The sequence below is a fragment of the Mycoplana dimorpha genome (genome assembly GCF_003046475.1).
Lineage (GTDB): Bacteria > Pseudomonadota > Alphaproteobacteria > Rhizobiales > Rhizobiaceae > Mycoplana > Mycoplana dimorpha.
This window is the reverse complement of sequence record NZ_PZZZ01000001.1, coordinates 104223-120493: the sequence shown is the minus strand read 5'-3', so window position 1 is coordinate 120493 and position 16271 is coordinate 104223. Positions and strand designations below refer to the sequence as shown.

At 65.0% G+C, this 16271-nt stretch carries 14 protein-coding genes; 8 read left to right on the top strand and 6 right to left on the bottom strand.

The window, feature by feature from the left end; genetic code table 11:
• Positions 1-84: 84 nt before the first annotated feature.
• Positions 85-1866 (bottom strand): acyl-CoA dehydrogenase, encoded by a 1782-nt coding sequence (locus C7449_RS00555; protein ID WP_108000840.1) that lies wholly within the window; start codon positions 1864-1866, stop codon positions 85-87.
• A 477-nt stretch (positions 1867-2343) separates the two neighbouring features.
• On the opposite strand from C7449_RS00555, the gene C7449_RS00550 reads away from it, so the two are divergent.
• Positions 2344-3429 (top strand): glycoside hydrolase family 25 protein, encoded by a 1086-nt coding sequence (locus C7449_RS00550; RefSeq protein WP_108000839.1) that lies wholly within the window; start codon positions 2344-2346, stop codon positions 3427-3429.
• Positions 3430-3606: 177 nt separating this feature from the next.
• Positions 3607-4215 carry a DUF6656 family protein gene (locus C7449_RS00545; protein ID WP_245414250.1) on the top strand — a complete coding sequence of 203 codons (609 nt, stop codon included), beginning with the start codon at positions 3607-3609 and terminating at the stop codon, positions 4213-4215.
• A 127-nt stretch (positions 4216-4342) separates the two neighbouring features.
• Here the strand turns inward: C7449_RS00545 and C7449_RS00540 are convergent, their stop codons facing one another.
• Positions 4343-5005, bottom strand: coding sequence for a peroxiredoxin (locus C7449_RS00540; RefSeq protein ID WP_108000837.1), 663 nt, complete (start codon positions 5003-5005; stop codon positions 4343-4345).
• 123 nt (positions 5006-5128) lie between these two features.
• A complete protein-coding gene (locus tag C7449_RS00535; protein ID WP_146165028.1) occupies positions 5129-6190 on the bottom strand; it encodes a diguanylate cyclase domain-containing protein in 1062 nt (353 codons plus the stop codon).
• 174 nt (positions 6191-6364) lie between these two features.
• Here C7449_RS00535 and C7449_RS00530 point away from each other — a divergent pair, with 174 nt between their 5' ends.
• Both C7449_RS00530 and C7449_RS00525 read left to right on the top strand, forming a co-directional pair.
• Positions 6365-7339: an L-threonylcarbamoyladenylate synthase gene (locus C7449_RS00530; RefSeq protein WP_108000835.1), complete on the top strand. Its 975-nt coding sequence runs from the start codon at positions 6365-6367 to the stop codon at positions 7337-7339.
• Positions 7340-7343: 4 nt separating this feature from the next.
• Positions 7344-8780, top strand: a complete 1437-nt coding sequence (locus tag C7449_RS00525) for an FAD-binding oxidoreductase (RefSeq protein WP_108000834.1) — start codon at positions 7344-7346, stop codon at positions 8778-8780.
• Positions 8781-8911: 131 nt separating this feature from the next.
• On the opposite strand, the gene C7449_RS00520 is transcribed toward C7449_RS00525, so the two are convergent.
• Positions 8912-11218 carry a DUF1217 domain-containing protein gene (locus C7449_RS00520; RefSeq protein ID WP_108000833.1) on the bottom strand — a complete coding sequence of 769 codons (2307 nt, stop codon included), beginning with the start codon at positions 11216-11218 and terminating at the stop codon, positions 8912-8914.
• A 292-nt stretch (positions 11219-11510) separates the two neighbouring features.
• Between C7449_RS00520 and C7449_RS00515 the strand changes: the two genes are divergently transcribed.
• A complete protein-coding gene (locus tag C7449_RS00515; protein WP_108000832.1) occupies positions 11511-12077 on the top strand; it encodes a DUF6101 family protein in 567 nt (188 codons plus the stop codon).
• Positions 12078-12158: 81 nt separating this feature from the next.
• On the opposite strand, the gene ubiA is transcribed toward C7449_RS00515, so the two are convergent.
• Entirely contained in the window at positions 12159-13109 is a 951-nt protein-coding gene (ubiA, locus tag C7449_RS00510; RefSeq protein ID WP_108000831.1) for a 4-hydroxybenzoate octaprenyltransferase, read from the bottom strand.
• Between the two features lie 139 nt (positions 13110-13248).
• Here ubiA and C7449_RS00505 point away from each other — a divergent pair, with 139 nt between their 5' ends.
• The 3 genes from C7449_RS00505 to C7449_RS00495 all read left to right on the top strand — a co-directional run bounded on the left by C7449_RS00505 (position 13249) and on the right by C7449_RS00495 (position 15627).
• Complete coding sequence (locus tag C7449_RS00505; protein ID WP_108000830.1) at positions 13249-13506, top strand: hypothetical protein; 258 nt, start codon at positions 13249-13251, stop codon at positions 13504-13506.
• Between the two features lie 121 nt (positions 13507-13627).
• The gene (gene purD, locus C7449_RS00500; protein ID WP_108001376.1) at positions 13628-14899 is read left to right on the top strand and encodes a phosphoribosylamine--glycine ligase; all 1272 of its coding nucleotides are present in this window, start codon (positions 13628-13630) and stop codon (positions 14897-14899) included.
• Between the two features lie 263 nt (positions 14900-15162).
• Entirely contained in the window at positions 15163-15627 is a 465-nt protein-coding gene (locus C7449_RS00495) for a plant virulence effector HPE1-like domain-containing protein (RefSeq protein ID WP_108000829.1), read from the top strand.
• A 123-nt stretch (positions 15628-15750) separates the two neighbouring features.
• Here C7449_RS00495 and C7449_RS00490 read toward each other — a convergent pair whose 3' ends face one another.
• The gene (locus tag C7449_RS00490) at positions 15751-16242 is read right to left on the bottom strand and encodes a DUF523 domain-containing protein (protein ID WP_108000828.1); all 492 of its coding nucleotides are present in this window, start codon (positions 16240-16242) and stop codon (positions 15751-15753) included.
• Between the last annotated feature and the right edge of the window lie 29 nt (positions 16243-16271).

Below are 16271 nucleotides of genomic sequence, written 5' to 3'. Positions count from 1 at the left end.
TGCCGCATCGGTCCGGCCTTCCGCCCTTAAGGGAGGTCGGCGCCTGGGACGAGCGCCGGCTGCATGCCTGCCGCTTAAAGGCGCCTATCCCAGCACCGCGCGCGCCGCCGCAAGGCTGGCGGCGCCGTTTATCACCCGGTCCTTCAATGCTGCTGTCTCGGCCATGAGGTTTTCCGCAGCGAAGCGGCACAGCGCGGTGCGCTCCGCCTTGCGGCCGTCGCCGGCGTCCGCCAATGCAGCCTTGGCCAGATAGGCGCCGGTCAGGGCCAGGCCGAACAGCCGCTGATAGGGCGTGGCGCCCGCCAGCGCGTCGGCGTGCCGGCCCTCCGCCATCGCCCTGCCGAGCCAGTCGGTGGCTGCTTCGAGATCGGCAAGGCTGGAACCGAGCCTTGCCGCGGTCTCGCCAAAGCCCGAATCTTCCGCGGCGCGCACCGCACCGGCAATCCCTTTCAACTCGGCGATGAGCCACTTGACCTGCCGTCCGTCCGACAAAGGAAGCTTGCGGGTGACGAGGTCGATCGCCTGGATGCCGTTGGTGCCCTCGTAGATCGGCGCGATGCGGGCGTCGCGATAGAGGCGCGCGGCGCCGGTTTCCTCGATGTAGCCCATGCCGCCGTGCACCTGCACGCCAAGCGAGGCGACGTCGACGCCGGCGTCGGTGGCAAAGCTCTTGGCGATCGGCGTCAGCAGGCTCGCCCGCTCGCCCCAGTGCCGGGCCTCATCGCCTTTAGTCACCTGCGACATGTCGACCGCGTGCGCGCAGGCATAGGTGATGGCGCGCGCGCCTTGCGTCAGCGCCTTCATGGTCAACAGCATGCGGGCGACGTCCGGGTGCTCGATGATCGGGCTCATGCCGGGGCCTTCCCAGCCCGGCGCCCTGCCCTGTGTGCGCTCCCTGGCATAGGCGATCGCCTTCTGCGTCGCCGCCTCGGCGATTGCTACCCCCTGCATGCCGACGGCCAGGCGCGCGTTGTTCATCATCGTGAACATGCAGGCGAGCCCCTTATTCTCCTCCCCGACCAGCCAGCCGACGGCGCCGGGCTCGTCGCCGAAACGGCCGTCGCCATAGATCATCGTGCAGGTGGGCGAGGCATGGATGCCGAGCTTGCGCTCGATCGAATGGCAGTGGACGTCGTTGCGCCCGCCGAGCGAGCCGTCGGCGTTGACGAGAAACTTCGGCACCAGGAACAGGGAAATGCCGCGCGTTCCGGGCGGTGCGTCCGGCAGGCGGGCCAGCACGAGGTGGACGATGTTCTCGGTGAGATCGTGCTCGCCGTAGGTGATGAAGATCTTCTGGCCGAAGAGGCGGTAGGTGCCGTCGTCGCGCCGCTCGGCGCGGGTCTTCAGCGCGCCGAGGTCGGAGCCGGCGTGCGGCTCGGTGAGGTTCATCGAACCCATCCATTCGCCGGAGACCATGTTCGGCAGGTAGGTCCGCTTCAAGGCGTCCGAACCATGCGCCGAAAGGGCTTCCACCGCGCCGATCGTCAGCGTCGGGCCGATCGCAAAGGCCATCGAGCCGCCGTTCCACATCTCCATCGTCGCGACCTGCAGCATGTGCGGCAGCCCCTGCCCGCCGAACTCCGGCGCAGCCGCCAGGGCGTTCCAGCCGCCTTGCATCCAGGCCCGGTAGAGCGCCGGCCAGCCCTCCGGCATCGTCACCTGCGCATCCTTCAGAGTGACGCCCTGCCGATCGCCGACATCGGCCAGTGGCGCGATCGCCTCGCCCGCAAAGCGACCGGCTTCGGCGAGAACCGCATCCACCACGTCGTCGGAGAGATCGCCGAAACGGCCCTCCGACAGCGCCGCGCTTAACCCGGCCACGTGGCGCAGCGTGAAAGCGATCTCCTCCACCGGAGCCTTGTACATGGCGGTCCTCCCCGAAGCTGCGGATGCAGACGCCCGCGAGCATGACCGTCGAACGCTTCCGGCGCAATGCGGGGGACGTTATTTGTCCTTACGTAAACGCCGAACAATCCCTGCGGACCGGACGGCACGCCTTTCCAGGCTCGGTTTGCGCTTCCAAACGCCGCCGGGACGTGTACATTAGTCATTTCTTACATGCATAGAATGTGGCGCGAGAGCCCGAAGCCTCCATTTGCGCGGGACGGTCGGCGAAAGTGCGTCTCAAAAGCACCAGAGGCTCTACAGCCTCGGGTCGATACGGATTTGATTAATCGGCGCGCCGACCGGCCAGCGCCTCTGCATGACAGCATGTTCCAGCCAGTCGATACGCCGCACATGCGTGTCGAAGAGCAGTTGTTAACGTCTTGCTTACCATACCGAAAGCACCATCCGGGGCGGAGGGGCGCACGCAGGGGGAAAAGCATGGCGAGGATGAAGAGAATGTCCGCGCTGGCGGCAGGCGCCCTTCTCCTGGTTGCACCCGGCAAGGTGGCCGCGACGGACCTGGAGCCTTGGAAGGACCGCGACAACGCCATCATCGTCGATGCCTACGAGTTGAACGAGATCGACTGGCCGCTGATGCTGACCGACGAGCGGATCGCCGGCTTCATCTCCAAGGCGTCGGACGGCCTGCCGGAGAGCTTCGACTGCAAGGGTGAACACGACGGCGATACGGTCGCGCACTGCAAGACCATGTGGCGCAAATATGCGGTCAGCCGCGAGCTCTACGAGACGCGGCGGCTGCTCGCCCGGGCGCATGGCCTGCTTTGGGGCGCCTACCACCTGGCCCGGCCGGGCAATCCGATCGACCAGGCGAACCATTTCCTCGACTACGCCAAGCCGCAGCCCGACGAGCTGATGGTGCTCGACATAGAGGGGCTCGACCCGAAACAGTTCATGTCGCTTGAGGACGCCCAGGTGTTCGCCGGCCACATCAAGACGCGCACCGGACGCTATCCGGTGCTCTACACCAACCACTCGACAGCCCGCCACATCGCCGCCAACCGCAGCAAGTATCGTATCCTCGCACGGCTGCCGCTCTGGTATGCCCGCTACAAGCCCGCCATCCGCAACGTCTTCCCGCTCGGCAACTGGGACGGCTACGCGCTCTGGCAATTCTCCGCCGCCGCCAACTGCAACAAGCGGCGCTGCCCGTATCGCATCAAGGGAGCTCTCGTCGACATCGACGTCAATGTCGCGGCGATGGACCGTGCCGCGCTGGCGAAGATCTGGGCTTTCGGCGCACTTTTGCCGGAGAAGCCATTTGACGGCGATGACGAAATTGCGGTCGACGAGATCTTCACGGCCTCGGTCAGCCGTGGAGCCGCCGACGAAGAACCCAGATCGATGCCCGCCAAGATCGCGGCAGAAGCGATTGCAGGTGTCGCCGCCGCCGCAAGCGCCAGGGTGCAAAGCAGAGATCGTGGTGCGATCTCCGCCATGACGGCATCATCGGCGGACGGCGGGGCGTCGCCGATGATCGAAGCAGTGACGCCGGCCGCGCAAGCCCCCGCGCGCATCCGGTGATGCGTCTCGCGAGCCGGGCTCCAGAGACTTTGTCGAAGGGCCGCGCCGCCGCCGCATATCTGCTTCCGATCCACAATCCGGCTTCGCAAAGAAACCACCAGAGACCGTCGCGTAAGCGTGGCGTTAACCATAAGCGCGGATGATCCGCTTCGAATGCGCCAACTTCCGGAGTGCTCCGTGCAGCCCACGCCAAAATACCGATACTACGACGCTACCGCCTACAAGCGGGCGCAAAGTGCGCGGTCAGTCGCCTATACCGACTTCCTTCGGACCGGGCGGCTGGAGAAACGCGGCGACTGGAGCCGCACCGACAAGCGATACATGAGCTATCGGGAGGTTGCCGAGCAGACCGGCAAGAAACTCGAGACGGCGGGCAACCTCACGCATGCGCGCATCAACGGCTTCCACAAGACGATCCGCTTCCCCAAAGTCGTCTTCCACCGCACCCTGGCCGCCATGCCGCACCTCGGCTATTGCCACGTCACGCTTTCGAGGACGCGGCTTGCCCGGCAGGAGGATATCCAGTGGTCGTTCTACATGGCCAACTTCTACGCGGAGATCGGGGAAGGCGAGCGCTTCTTCGAGGCGATCAGCCCTAAATTCTCGCGCATGTACTTCGCCGTTGCGACATCGCCCGCGAAGGGCGGCGACCGACTGGAGATCAACCGGTCAGTCGGGGACTACGGCATCCTCTTCCACACCCATGACCCGAAGGAAGCGATGAAGAACGTACTGTTGCTCGGCGCCCGCAACGAGCAGCTGCGCCAGATCATCCGGGCAATCTGACCAACCTGTAGAAGATCGGCCACGGTTTCACCCGATCCGCTTCAGGGTGCTCTAATGATCCTGAACCCGACCATCGGCGGGCGGCAGCCCTTCTTGAGGCAGCGATCGCCGCTTCGATGTGGCGCCGTCAGGATTGCGGCTGCGGCACGATCCGGATGTAGGGCTTCGGAGCGCGCCAGCCGTCGGGATACTGCTTGCGTGCCTCCTCGTCGGAGACCGAACCCGCAATGATCACGTCCTCGCCGTTATTCCAGTTGGCCGGGGTAGCGACCTTGTGGCGGGCGGTCAGCTGCAGCGAATCGATCACCCGCAGCACCTCGTCGAAGTTTCGACCGGTGGTCATCGGGTACACCAGGATCAGCTTGATCTTCTTGTCCGGGCCGATGACGAAGACATTGCGAACCGTCTGGTTGTCGGCGGGCGTCCGCATTGTCGGATCGCCGGAGGCTGCGGCCGGCAACATGCCGTACGCCTTCGAAACGGCGAGATCCACGTCGGCGATCATCGGGAAATTGGGGGCATAACCCTGCGTCTCCGCGATGTCGGCTGCCCAGCCTTCGTGGCGATCGAGCGGATCGACCGACAGGCCGATGATCTTGACGCCGCGCCGGTCGAACTCCGGCTTGATCTTCGCCATGTAACCGAGTTCGGTGGTGCAGACCGGCGTGAAATCCTTCGGGTGCGAGAACAGCACGGCCCAGGAATCGCCAATCCACTCATGGAACTGGATCGGCCCTTCCGTCGTCTGCGCCTTGAAATCCGGTGCTATGTCATTGATTGCAAGTGTCACGACACACCTCCGTCCCGAGGCGATCACGGCGCGCCCCGGAGCGTCAGTTTGCACCAATCACCACATTAGGCAACGCTAAATCTCCCTGCAGCGTCCCTGCCTGCTCCCGGCCATCGGCACCGCTCAAGCGTTCTTGTAGATCATCCAGTCCTTGCCCTCCGGTCCGCTTTCGCCACGATAGACGACGAGGCGGTTTCCGCCCGCCGCCTGCGCCTGCTGCAGGGTGCGCTCGGCGAAATTGACGAGGTCGAAGGCATTGGCCGCATTGTCCACCATGCAGACGCCGGCCGAGAAGGTGAGGCTGCCAAGATTGCGCATGGTTTCGGGATGCTTCAGGGGGGCGGCCGCAAAGGCGGCACGAAGGAGCGCCATCAGACGCAAGACCTCGTTCTCGTCGGATGTGTAAAACAGAAGGCCGAAGCGCAGTGCGTCGAAGCGGCTGGCAACGTCGTCCGCCGGTATCGTCCGTTTGACGAGGGCGCCGTAGTGGCGGACCAGGTAGTCGTTGAGCGCCTCGATCTGCACCGGCGAGAAGCGCTTGCCGGCGTCCACCTCGACGAGGGCGAGACCACAACCGACGGGGATTCCGGCGTTGGCGTAGATCCGGGCGACGGCCTTGTTGAAGGAGCGGCGGTTGCCCAGCCCGGTGGCGGCATCCGTGAACCTGACGGCGTCGAACGCCGCCAGTTCCTGCTGGATGGCGTCGAGGTTCTGCGATTGCGCCGCGACGCTCTTCTCCATCTCGGCATTGCGCGTGACCTGCTGTTCAGTGGCCTGGCGCAGTCGCTCGATCGAATTTCCAATGACAGAGGCGACCTCCTGGCCGTCGGCGAAGATCGCCTGCGAAGCCTCGCCAATCAGCCTGCCATAGTCGTTGAGCGAGACCTTCTCCTGCTCCAGCAACGCCATGAAATTGGTCATCTCGTCACGGACCGCCCCGGCGGAACGCTGCAGTACACCCTCTTCGTGGTGGTGCGGCAGGTATTTGCGGCCGAGTTCGTCGAGGGCCGCCTGTGTCTTGAACTTTCCAAGCGCGATGAAGTCGCGGACAAGTTCCGGATTGGCACCGGCATAGGCCTCGTAGACCAGTTCGTAGTTGCGCGGCAGGCCGTCGATGCCCATCTGGTGCATGGCGGAGGCGACACGCAGCGCAATGTCGTTCGTGGAGGATTTCCTCTGATTCATCTTGGCGCCCACTCCCGTATCTGCCGTCTCTTAGCAACGATCGGTTACGAAGCATCTAACGCGAACGCGACAAGCGTGATCTTGCACGCCTGACGTGCACTGCCCTTTCGGCCTTGGCAGCGACGCGGCAAAGGCTGTAAAGCAAACCCCGGTCAACGGCGAAGAACGGACGTGATGGCACAGGTCATCGATACAAGGGCTGAACCTCAGGCGGCGCTTTCACGCGCAATGGACGTGCTCGGGCGCGGTCTGCCGGTCGCGATTCCGACGGAGACCGTCTACGGCCTGGCGGCGGACGCGACCAATCCGGCGGCGATCGCCCGCATCTATGAGACCAAGGGACGGCCGCGCTTCAATCCGCTGATCGCCCATGTGGCCGACCTCGCCATGGCCGAGCGCCACGCCCGCTTCGACCCGCTGTCGCGCAGGCTTGCCGAGGCCTTCTGGCCCGGGCCGCTGACGCTGGTACTGCCGGGCCGCCCCGACTCGCCCATCCATTCGCTGGCACGCGCCGGGCTCGATACGATCGGGCTGCGCGTGCCGACCGGCTTCGCCCACCGGCTGATTGCGGCCTTCGACCGCCCGCTGGCGGCTCCGAGCGCCAACACCTCGGGCCGCATCAGTCCGACCACCGCCGCCCATGTGACAGCCGATCTCGGCGACAGGATCGAACTGATCCTCGACGGCGGCCCGGCCGGCGTCGGGCTCGAATCGACGATCCTGAAGGTGGTGGACGGCACCGTCCACCTCTTGCGGCCGGGCGGACTGAACATTTCCGAGATCGAGGCGCTGACCGGATCACCGGTGATCCGCCCGAAGGGCGCCGGGGCGACCATAGAGGCGCCCGGCATGCTCGCCTCGCACTATGCACCCGAAGCCGGCGTCCGCCTGAATGCCACCGAGGTCCGGCCGGGAGAAGCGCTCATCCGCTTCGGCGGCAGGGCGCTGCCGGGAGAAGCCAAAGCGTCGATCGTGCTCGACCTCAGCCCCTCCGGCGACCTGCGCGAGGCGGCGGCCAATCTGTTCGGCTTCATGCAGCAAGCGGACGCGACGGGGGCCGGCTCGATTGCCTTTTCATCGATCCCCGCAACCGGGCTCGGCGAGGCCATCAACGACCGGCTCGAACGCGCGGCTGCACCCAGGAACTGATGCAATGTCCGCAACCACCCTTGCCCCCGCGCTGATCGCCCGCTTCGCCGAGATCACCGGCGAGACATATGCACTCACCGAAACTGCGGCGGTTGCACCCTATCTCGTTGAATCGCGCGGGCTCTATCGCGGCACGACACCGCTGGTGCTGCGGCCGGGCAGCGTTGCGGAGATCGCGGCGATCCTCAAGCTTGCCAGCGAGATGGGCACGGCGATCGTGCCGCAGGGAGGCAATACCGGCCACGTCGCCGGGCAGATCCCGCGCGAGGGCGCGGCCGATGTCGTGCTTTCACTTTCCCGGCTGAACCGCATCCGCGACGTCGATCCCATCGGCAACGTCATCGTCGCCGACGCCGGCTGCGTGCTGGCCGATATCCAGAAGGCCGCGGAAGCGGTCGACCGGCTGTTTCCACTGTCGCTCGGCTCGGAGGGCAGCTGCCAAATCGGCGGCAATCTCTCCAGCAACGCCGGCGGCACGGCGGTGCTCGCCTATGGCAACGCCCGGCAGCTCTGCCTCGGCCTGGAGGTCGTGTTGCCGACCGGCGAGGTCTGGGACGGGCTGCGGCGGCTGAAGAAGGATAACACCGGCTACGACCTGCGCGATCTCTTTATCGGCGCCGAAGGGACGCTCGGGGTCATCACCGGGGCGGTATTGAAGCTCGTTCCCCGCCCGGTGGGCCACGAGGTCGCCTTCGCGGGGCTGCGCTCGGTAGCCGACGCGCTGGCGCTCTACGACCTTGCTTTCCGGCGCTGCGGAACCGCGCTGACCGGCTTCGAGCTGATGCCGCGAATCGGCATCGAGTTCACGACGAGACACATACCCGGCGTCCGCGATCCGCTGCAGACACCCCATGCCTGGTATGCGCTGATCGACATCTCGACCTCTGACTCGGCCGAGACGGCCAGCCGCATGGCCGAGGCCTTGATGGCGGAAGCGATGGAACAGGACCTCGCCGAGGACGCCGTGATAGCGACCAGCGGGGCGCAGCGGAAGGCTTTGTGGCACATGCGCGAAAGCATGTCGCCGGCGCAGAAACCCGAGGGCGGATCGATCAAGCACGATGTCTCGGTGCCGGTCTCCAGCATTCCGGCTTTCATGGCGGAAGCGGACGCGGCCGTCACCGCGATTATCCCCGGCGCCCGCATCTGCGCCTTCGGCCACATGGGCGACGGCAACATCCATTACAACATCTCCCAGCCGGTCGGCGCCGACAAGCAGGCCTTCCTCGACCGCTGGCACGAGGTGAACGCCGTCGTGCACGGCATCGTGCTGAAGTACGGCGGCTCGATCTCCGCCGAGCACGGCATCGGCCAGCTGAAGCGCGACGAGCTCGCCGCAATCCGCGCCCCGATCGAGATCGACCTGATGCGCCGCATCAAGCACGCCTTCGACCCGGCCGGCATCATGAACCCCGGCAAGGTCCTGCGCAGCGACACTTGATGCGTGCGTGCCGGACTGTGCAGCTTTTCGAGACTGCATGAAATCACAGGCTAAAATGCAGATTGCTTAATCCATTTTCACGCAATCTGCTCTAACCACCTCGCCCGGTCCGGCGGCGCAGCGACGCGGGATCAGCGGCCGCCCGTGCGCAACTGCGCCATCGACAGCAGCGTGTCGGCGCTGATGCTTCCGCCACCGCCGCTGAGAACCGCAACGGCGCCGGACGTTTCATTGAAATTTTCGAGATCGAACAGGACCGAGAACTTGGTGATCATCTTCGCCACCTTCTCTGGATCCTGAAGGTCCTTCAGGTCCAGATAGCGCTTGATCAATTCCGCCTGCGCATCGATGTCGGCGCTGCCGATGTCGTCCGGAAGGCCGAAGGTGACCTTGAAGACCTCGTACAGCGCATCGTCGGCGAGGATGTCGTAGGCGCTGGAGACCGTGTGAGCATTGCGCTCGAAGTAGAGCGCCAGCCGGACACCGGCATTTTCCTCGCCGGCCTCGATCTCCATCGCCTGGCGGACATAATAGTCCAGCGTCTGGTAAATGCCGCGCCGGGTCTGGATGGCCGTGTCGTGCGGACGCTCCACCTGGCCGGTCGCACCGAAGTTGAACGAGGCGACGATCGTACGATAGCTCCGGTCGGACTGCTGGTTGACGAAGCTGTCCGGATCGTCAAGGTCAGAGGAAAAGATCTGTGCGAGGAACCCTTCCGGCACCGTCTTCGGATCGATGTTGTTGGCCTCCAGCACGAAGTTGACGAGCCTCGGAGCGGCGAGGAACTCCTTGAGCGAATCGATCTTCTGGATCTGCTCGGCGTAGTACTTCGCCTCGGCCTCCGCCTTCTTCTTGTCATCGGGGGTGCCGAAACGGGACTTCTCCATGACATAGGCCTTGGAGACGATCTGGATTTCCGCTTCGGTCTGGGCCATGACGGGCACGTCGATGCTGCCCTCGTCGTCGAAATTGAAGGCCTTGGCCAGTTCCAGATAGCGACTGTCCTTCAGGCGGTACACGTAGCTCTTCGGATCATTGAGGTCGCTGAGCAGGACCTGCTTGATCTTCCACTTGCTCTCGGTTGCCGGGTCGAGGCCGAACGCATCGAGGGCGAGCTTGTAGACGCTCGATGCCTTGAAGAAGTCGTCTACCGTGGTGACCTCTGCCACCTGCGACCTGTACTGGGCGATCAGCTTCTTGTCGGCCTCGTCGTCCTTGTCGTTGTAGCGGGTCATGTAGAGATTGCCCGCCTTGATTGTCTCTGCCAAATCCTGGGCCACGTCGCCCGCGGCAAGCGTCCCGTCCGTCCGGAAATTGAACGCCTTGGCCAGTTCCACGTAACGCGGGTCGCCCTTGCCGGTGGTGTTGACGTAGCTATTCGGATCGTCGGGGTCGCTCGTCAGGATGTTGCGGATGGTCGCCGGGACGATGGTGACGCCGTTCAGGTCGTAGGCCACCTTGATGTAGTTCAGCACGCGGCTGTCGGCGAGAAGTTGTTCGACTGTCGTCGCGGCCGCGACCGCCTCCTCGAAATGCGCCTTGTTCAGCAGCGCCGCCGCCGACGTGACGCGGGGCGTCGCCAGCACATAGGCCTCGCCGGTCGCCGCCTTCTGCGCAGCGTTCTGGGCGGGCGTTCCGGCCGGCAGGCTGCCGTCGGGATTGAAATTGTAGGCTGCCGCCAGCGCCAGATAGCGCTCCGCGCCCGCGATCTGTTTTCGCCAGGTGGCGATGTTGCCCCTCAGAGCGGCCTTTTCAGCGTCTGACACGGCGGGATCGGCTAGCCGGGCATTGGCATTGGCGATCTTCGCCTCGTAGCCTGTAATCGCCGCGCCGAAGGTCTTGTTCACGTAGCTGTCCGGGTCGTTGAGATCGCTCGTCAGCGCGCCTCGCACGGCCTGGTAGGAGAACGTGTTCGGATCGATTCCGAAAGCCGTGAAGACGTAGTCCCTGAGCCGCTCGTTCTGGAACAGCTTGTCGACGTTGGTGACGGTGTCGATGACGATATTGTAGTAGCGGGTCTCTTCCTGCTGGCTCTTGCCGGCATTGTTCACCGTCGCCGTGTAGAGGCCGATCACCTCGTCCAGTTGGGCATCGGACTGGGCAACGGCGGTTTCGCTCTTGAACGAGAACGCCTGCGCAAAGGTGCGGTATTTGGTGTCGGTCAACAGATTGACGAAGCTGTTCGGATCGGTGAGATCGCTTTCCAGAACCTTGCGCATGAAGGCCTTGGCATAGGCCATCTCCTCCAGGCCGTAGGCCTTCACGGCATAGTTATAGAGCCGGTAGTCGTCGAGAAACGCGTCAACCGAGCCGATCTTGCCGATGTTTTCCCGATAATAGGCGCCCTCGCGCGCGTTGATCGACTGCTGCGACACGCGGTTCAGCGACGTCAGCAGATCCTTGGTGAGCAGATTGTAGCTCATATAGGTCGAAAGCATAGTGAAAGCCGCTCCCCTGCATGCCGCGGCAGCCGAATGCTGCGCATGCGCATAAACGCTTCGCCGGAGCATGCCGGAGCAGCCTTGTCCGGGGCTGGCGGCGGGGCATGTTCACCGAACGGAAACCCTGGCGGGCCGGGATTTGCTAACCATCCACTCGGGCAAAGTTTTCTTAACCGCGATTTTTAAGCGGCTCGGAAGGGGCGGCGCCTAATCTTCCCCCCACAGAGGACGAAAAAGTCCCGACGAGAAGACCGGGAACCGGCTCTCAAGGAAGACAAGGGCGAAAGACATGCTGAATACCGTTTTCAAGCCGGCCTGGGCCGGCAACACGCTGCGTCTCGATCCGAAGCGTTTTCCCCAGCAGATCAGCTACGCCTTGCGAAGCGACGCGAGCGACGTCGTCATCACCCTCGACGAGCGCGGTGCGGTGCTGCGCAAGGTTCTGCCCTCCAGCGGCCTGCCGCTATCGATCGCCCTTCCGGCGCGGGCCTTCAAGGGCGTCGCAGCCCGTGCCATCGACCATGGCAACGGCGAGGTGACGGTGACGCTCGAACTGCACCACGACGATCCTGACCTGTGCATTCCACTGCTGGTGGCCCACGATCTCTGCGACATCGCCGCCGACTGGCGCAGCTGGTCGGAGGCTTACCGCATACCGATGCTGATGGTCGAAGCCGACGGGGTCGCCCGTCCGCTGGAGATGCACCTCGGCGCCATCCCCGCCCGCCCGACCCGCCAGCGCCGCCGGCACTCCTACTTCGCCGAACGCCGTCCGCGTTTCCTGGTGCGCCGCTCGACCGGCGACCTCGGCCTGGCGATGAAGATCAACGGAACCGAGATCATCGCGCGCCGCTAGCGCGCAATCGGCCCCGGCAAGAAGCAAAAGGCCGCCCACAGGGAGCGGCCTTTTTGCTGTCGTCGTTGCAGCCCGATGCCTTCAGGCGAAGGCAAGCGCTGCGACCAGCCCAAGGAAGATGATCATGCCGACGACGTTGTTGAACTTGAACAGGGCCAGGCACTGTTCCGCGTCGTCGATGTCGACCGCCACGATCTGCCATGCGAGCAGTGCGGCGGCGATCGCAAGCCCGACATAGGCAAGCAGGCCGACACCGGCGAGGACGAAGGACGCGGCGATCAGGAGCACGGCAAGGCCGTAGAGTACGACGAGCCACGGCCGGGTGCGCTCGCCGAACAGACGGGCGGTCGACCGCACGCCGATCAGCGCATCGTCCTCCTTGTCCTGGTGGGCGTAGATCGTGTCGTAGCCGATCGTCCAGACGACCGCGCCGGCATAGAGAGCGACGGCGGCCAGCGAGACATTCCCGAATTGCGCCGCCCAGCCCATCAACGCGCCCCAGGAAAATGCGAGCCCGAGGAAGAACTGCGGCCAGTCCGTGAAGCGCTTGGCGAAGGGATAGACCGCGACGATCACGAGCGAGGCGATGCCGAGCACGACCGCGAAGGTGTTGAACTGCAGCAGCACCAACAGCCCGACGAGCGATTGCAGTCCGATGAACAGCTTCGCCTGTCCGCGCGAAACGCGCCCGGACGGCAGCGGACGGGAGCGGGTGCGCGCCACCGCCTTGTCGATCTCGTGGTCGACCAGGTCGTTGTAGGTGCAGCCGGCGCCCCGCATGGCGATCGAACCGACGACGAACAGCACGAGGTGCCAGGCAAACTGCGAGAGCGAATAGGCGGAGGCGGCGCGGGCGACGTTGGCGGCGAGCGCCGCAGACCACAGGCACGGCCACATCAAGAGTTGCCAGCCGATCGGACGATCCCAACGGGCCAGTTGCGCATAGGGCCAAAGCGAACGCGGCAGGACGCGATAGACCCAGTTGTCGGAGGGCGCATCGGCAACGCGCCCGGAATCGGGATGAGTGCTCATGTGCCTAGTTCGCAGCCTGTCCGCCGCAGGTCAAGCGACCGTATGGCGAACTTGGCGCCAGTCAATAAGCCTCGTCCATGCCGCGGAACGTTTTCGCACCTGCAGCATTTAAGTTTCGGTTCGAAACAGGAGTTGGTTCATGGCCGTCAGCATGATGGAACTGAAGGTGAATGCCATCCGCCGTGACGCAGGCCTCAGCCGGAGCGAGAAGGTCGAACGGCTGGAGCGGCTGCGCAATGCGTCGCATGCGCTGAGGCGCGCGGCTCGAGACTGCGCCGCCGTCTACGAAAACGGGTGGTACGAGCACGTGCACATCATCGAACGTGAACTCGCAACTCTCGGCTGCGATGCCCCGCTGAGGTCGCGGCGCCTTCACGGCTCGGCGTATCCTGCCTGATTGCCGCCTTCATCGCCTGACCGCGGACAGGTGTTCGGGCTTTCTGCCTCAAAGCTGCCCTTGACCTTTGCCGCCCGCCCGCTTAACCCGCCGGCAAGCGTGGATGTCGAGGGATTTGGCGATGAAGGTTCTGTTGATCGGTTCGGGCGGACGCGAGCATGCGCTGGCCTGGAAGCTCGCCCAGTCGCCCCGCCTGACCGCCCTCTTTGCCGCGCCCGGCAATCCAGGCATAGCCGAATGCGCCACGCTGGTGACGCTCGACGTCGAGGATCACGCCGCCGTTTCCGCCTTCTGCCGCGACAACGGCATCACCTTCGTCATCGTCGGACCGGAGGCGGCGCTGGTGGCCGGCCTGGCCGACCAACTGCGGGCCGACGGCATCGACGTGTTCGGTCCCTCCGCCGCGGCCGCACAACTTGAAGGCTCGAAGGGTTTTACCAAGGACCTCTGCGCCCGGCATGGAATTCCAACCGGCGCCTACCGGCGTTTCTCGGATGCCGCCGCCGCCCGCGCCTATGTTCTGGAGCAAGGCGCGCCGATCGTCATCAAGGCCGACGGGCTTGCGGCCGGCAAGGGCGTGACGGTGGCGATGAGCGTCGACGAGGCGCTTTCGGCGATCGACGACTGCTTCGACGGCGCCTTCGGCGCGGCCGGCGCGGAAGTGGTGGTCGAAGCCTTCCTCGACGGCGAGGAGGCGAGCTTCTTCTGCCTGTGCGACGGCACACATGCCCTGCCACTCGCCTCGGCACAGGACCACAAGCGCGTCGGCGACGGCGACACCGGCCCGAACACCGGCGGCATGGGCGCCTATTCGCCCGCCCCGGTGATGACGCCGGAGATGGTCGAGCGGACCATGAAGGAGATCATCGAGCCGACGATCCGCGGCATGGCCGCCGACGGTGATCCTTTCACCGGCGTGCTCTTCGCCGGACTGATGATCACGCAGAAGGGCCCCGAACTGATCGAATACAATGTCCGCTTCGGCGACCCGGAGTGCCAGGTGCTGATGATGCGGCTTGAAAGCGACCTGCTGCCGCTGCTGCATGCCGCGGCGACCGGCGCGCTCGACAAGGTGTCGGCCGAATGGCGTGACGAGACGGCGCTGACCGTGGTGCTCGCTTCGAAGGGCTATCCGGGGGCTTACGAGAAGAACACGCCGATCGGCTTCGTGCCGCCCGACGGCGACGCCAGCAAGGTGTTCCATGCCGGCACGGGCCTTAAGGACGGCAAGCTGGTGGCGACCGGCGGCCGGGTTCTGAACGCCACGGCGATGGCCCCGACCGTCGCCGCCGCGCAGGCCGAAGCCTACGCGCTCGTGGACCGGGTACAATGGGAAAACGGCTTCTGCCGGCGGGACATCGGCTGGCGCGCGCTGGAACGCGATAAGGTCTGACGAACACGGCGAGCAATTTTGCCTGCCAGATGCACCACTCGAAGAACGAGTTGTGGGCCTCGAAGATCTCCCCGGCTGCGAGACGGTCAGCAAGCTCCTGAGGCTAGGCCACAGCCCTGCTCCGCCCCGTTCCACCGCATGGTGAGAAATCGAGGGTCAATGGCAATGGCCGTGTTTCTCGCAACTGATCGTTTACCAATTCTCCTGACCGGAGGGTAACGGAAAGCGCGTAAGACTCTGCCGATCTACCGGGAGAACCAACGATGCGCTTGCTCTTGCCGACCATTGCCTGCGGATTGCTCGCCACCCCCGTACTCGCCTCGTCGATCGAGCCGGTGACCTCCGCCGGCGCGAAGGGCCAGGGCAGCATCCAGGCCATCTCGTGCACCGGATGCCCCGCCTTGAAGGAAACGAAACAGAAGGCGACCTATGTCGTCCCCGACATCGCGCCCGGCACGCAGAAGGTTGAAATCCGGGAAATCGAGGGCGAACGGAAGATCTTCCGTAGCGAAGCCTGGCTCGGCGGCTCCCCCGTCGTCTTCGTCAGCCGGGCACCTGAAACGGTCGATACGGAAACCGCGGAGAAGCCCGGCGATCCAGCCACCGCCGTCGACCCCGATACGCTGACCGGGGCGCTCGATGTCAAGGCCGCCGCTCCCGCCGCGAGCACCGAGACGGGCGGCTCACGACAGCTTGATCCGTCGACATTTGAACTTCGTCTCGATTGACCCCATAATATCAGAGTTCCCTGCCCCATCGGCCCTCCAGGCTGATCGGGTCATTCGCCTTCAACAGGCGGATATCTTGCGCCCCTGAAGAGAAGCAGGGGCGCAAGTGCTTTGTGGGAACACCTATTCCTGGGCCAGGCTCGTGACGAGGCGGTCGACCTCGGCAGGCGAAAACACCGCAATACCGTTGCGGCGCAGATAGGCCGCCGTAACGCCTTCGCCCGCGTGGCGCCTGCCCGCAAAGCTGCCGTCGTAGACGAAGCCGGAGCCGCAGGACGGGCTGCCGTCGATCAGCAGCGCGTGGCGGCAGCCGTTCTGGCGCGCCACCTCAAGCGCGCGGCGCGCTCCCTCGATAAAGCCGGCCGACACGTCGCGACCATCCGCCTCGACCACTTGCGCAGTGCCGTCAAGCACGTCGCCGCCGTCCATGGCGCGTCCGATCTCCGCGGGCGGGCGAGGCACGGCGAAACCGCCGGCGAGTTCGGGGCAGAAAGTCACCAGACGCCCCTCCTCGCGCCAGCGCGCCACCGCCTCATGGAGCAGTGGTTTGGCCGAACCGTCGTAGCGGACCGGCAGGCCCATGAGGCAGGCGCTGATCAGGATCTTGCCGGTCATCGCCCCGCCCCGTGGTTGCCGTTCCTTGC

Excerpts from the sequence above, each read along its gene's own strand:
- ubiA (WP_108000831.1), bottom strand. The coding sequence starts at position 13,109 with ATGAGCACTCATCCCGATTCCGGGCGCGTTGCCGATGCGCCCTCCGAC.
- purD (WP_108001376.1), top strand. The coding sequence starts at position 13,628 with ATGAAGGTTCTGTTGATCGGTTCGGGCGGACGCGAGCATGCGCTGGCC.
- C7449_RS00490 (WP_108000828.1), bottom strand. The coding sequence starts at position 16,242 with ATGACCGGCAAGATCCTGATCAGCGCCTGCCTCATGGGCCTGCCGGTC.
- C7449_RS00555 (WP_108000840.1), bottom strand. The coding sequence starts at position 1,866 with ATGTACAAGGCTCCGGTGGAGGAGATCGCTTTCACGCTGCGCCACGTG.
- C7449_RS00505 (WP_108000830.1), top strand. The coding sequence starts at position 13,249 with ATGGCCGTCAGCATGATGGAACTGAAGGTGAATGCCATCCGCCGTGAC.
- C7449_RS00550 (WP_108000839.1), top strand. The coding sequence starts at position 2,344 with ATGTCCGCGCTGGCGGCAGGCGCCCTTCTCCTGGTTGCACCCGGCAAG.
- C7449_RS00515 (WP_108000832.1), top strand. The coding sequence starts at position 11,511 with ATGCTGAATACCGTTTTCAAGCCGGCCTGGGCCGGCAACACGCTGCGT.
- C7449_RS00525 (WP_108000834.1), top strand. The coding sequence starts at position 7,344 with ATGTCCGCAACCACCCTTGCCCCCGCGCTGATCGCCCGCTTCGCCGAG.
- C7449_RS00495 (WP_108000829.1), top strand. The coding sequence starts at position 15,163 with ATGCGCTTGCTCTTGCCGACCATTGCCTGCGGATTGCTCGCCACCCCC.
- C7449_RS00520 (WP_108000833.1), bottom strand. The coding sequence starts at position 11,218 with ATGCTTTCGACCTATATGAGCTACAATCTGCTCACCAAGGATCTGCTG.
- C7449_RS00530 (WP_108000835.1), top strand. The coding sequence starts at position 6,365 with ATGGCACAGGTCATCGATACAAGGGCTGAACCTCAGGCGGCGCTTTCA.
- C7449_RS00535 (WP_146165028.1), bottom strand. The coding sequence starts at position 6,190 with ATGAATCAGAGGAAATCCTCCACGAACGACATTGCGCTGCGTGTCGCC.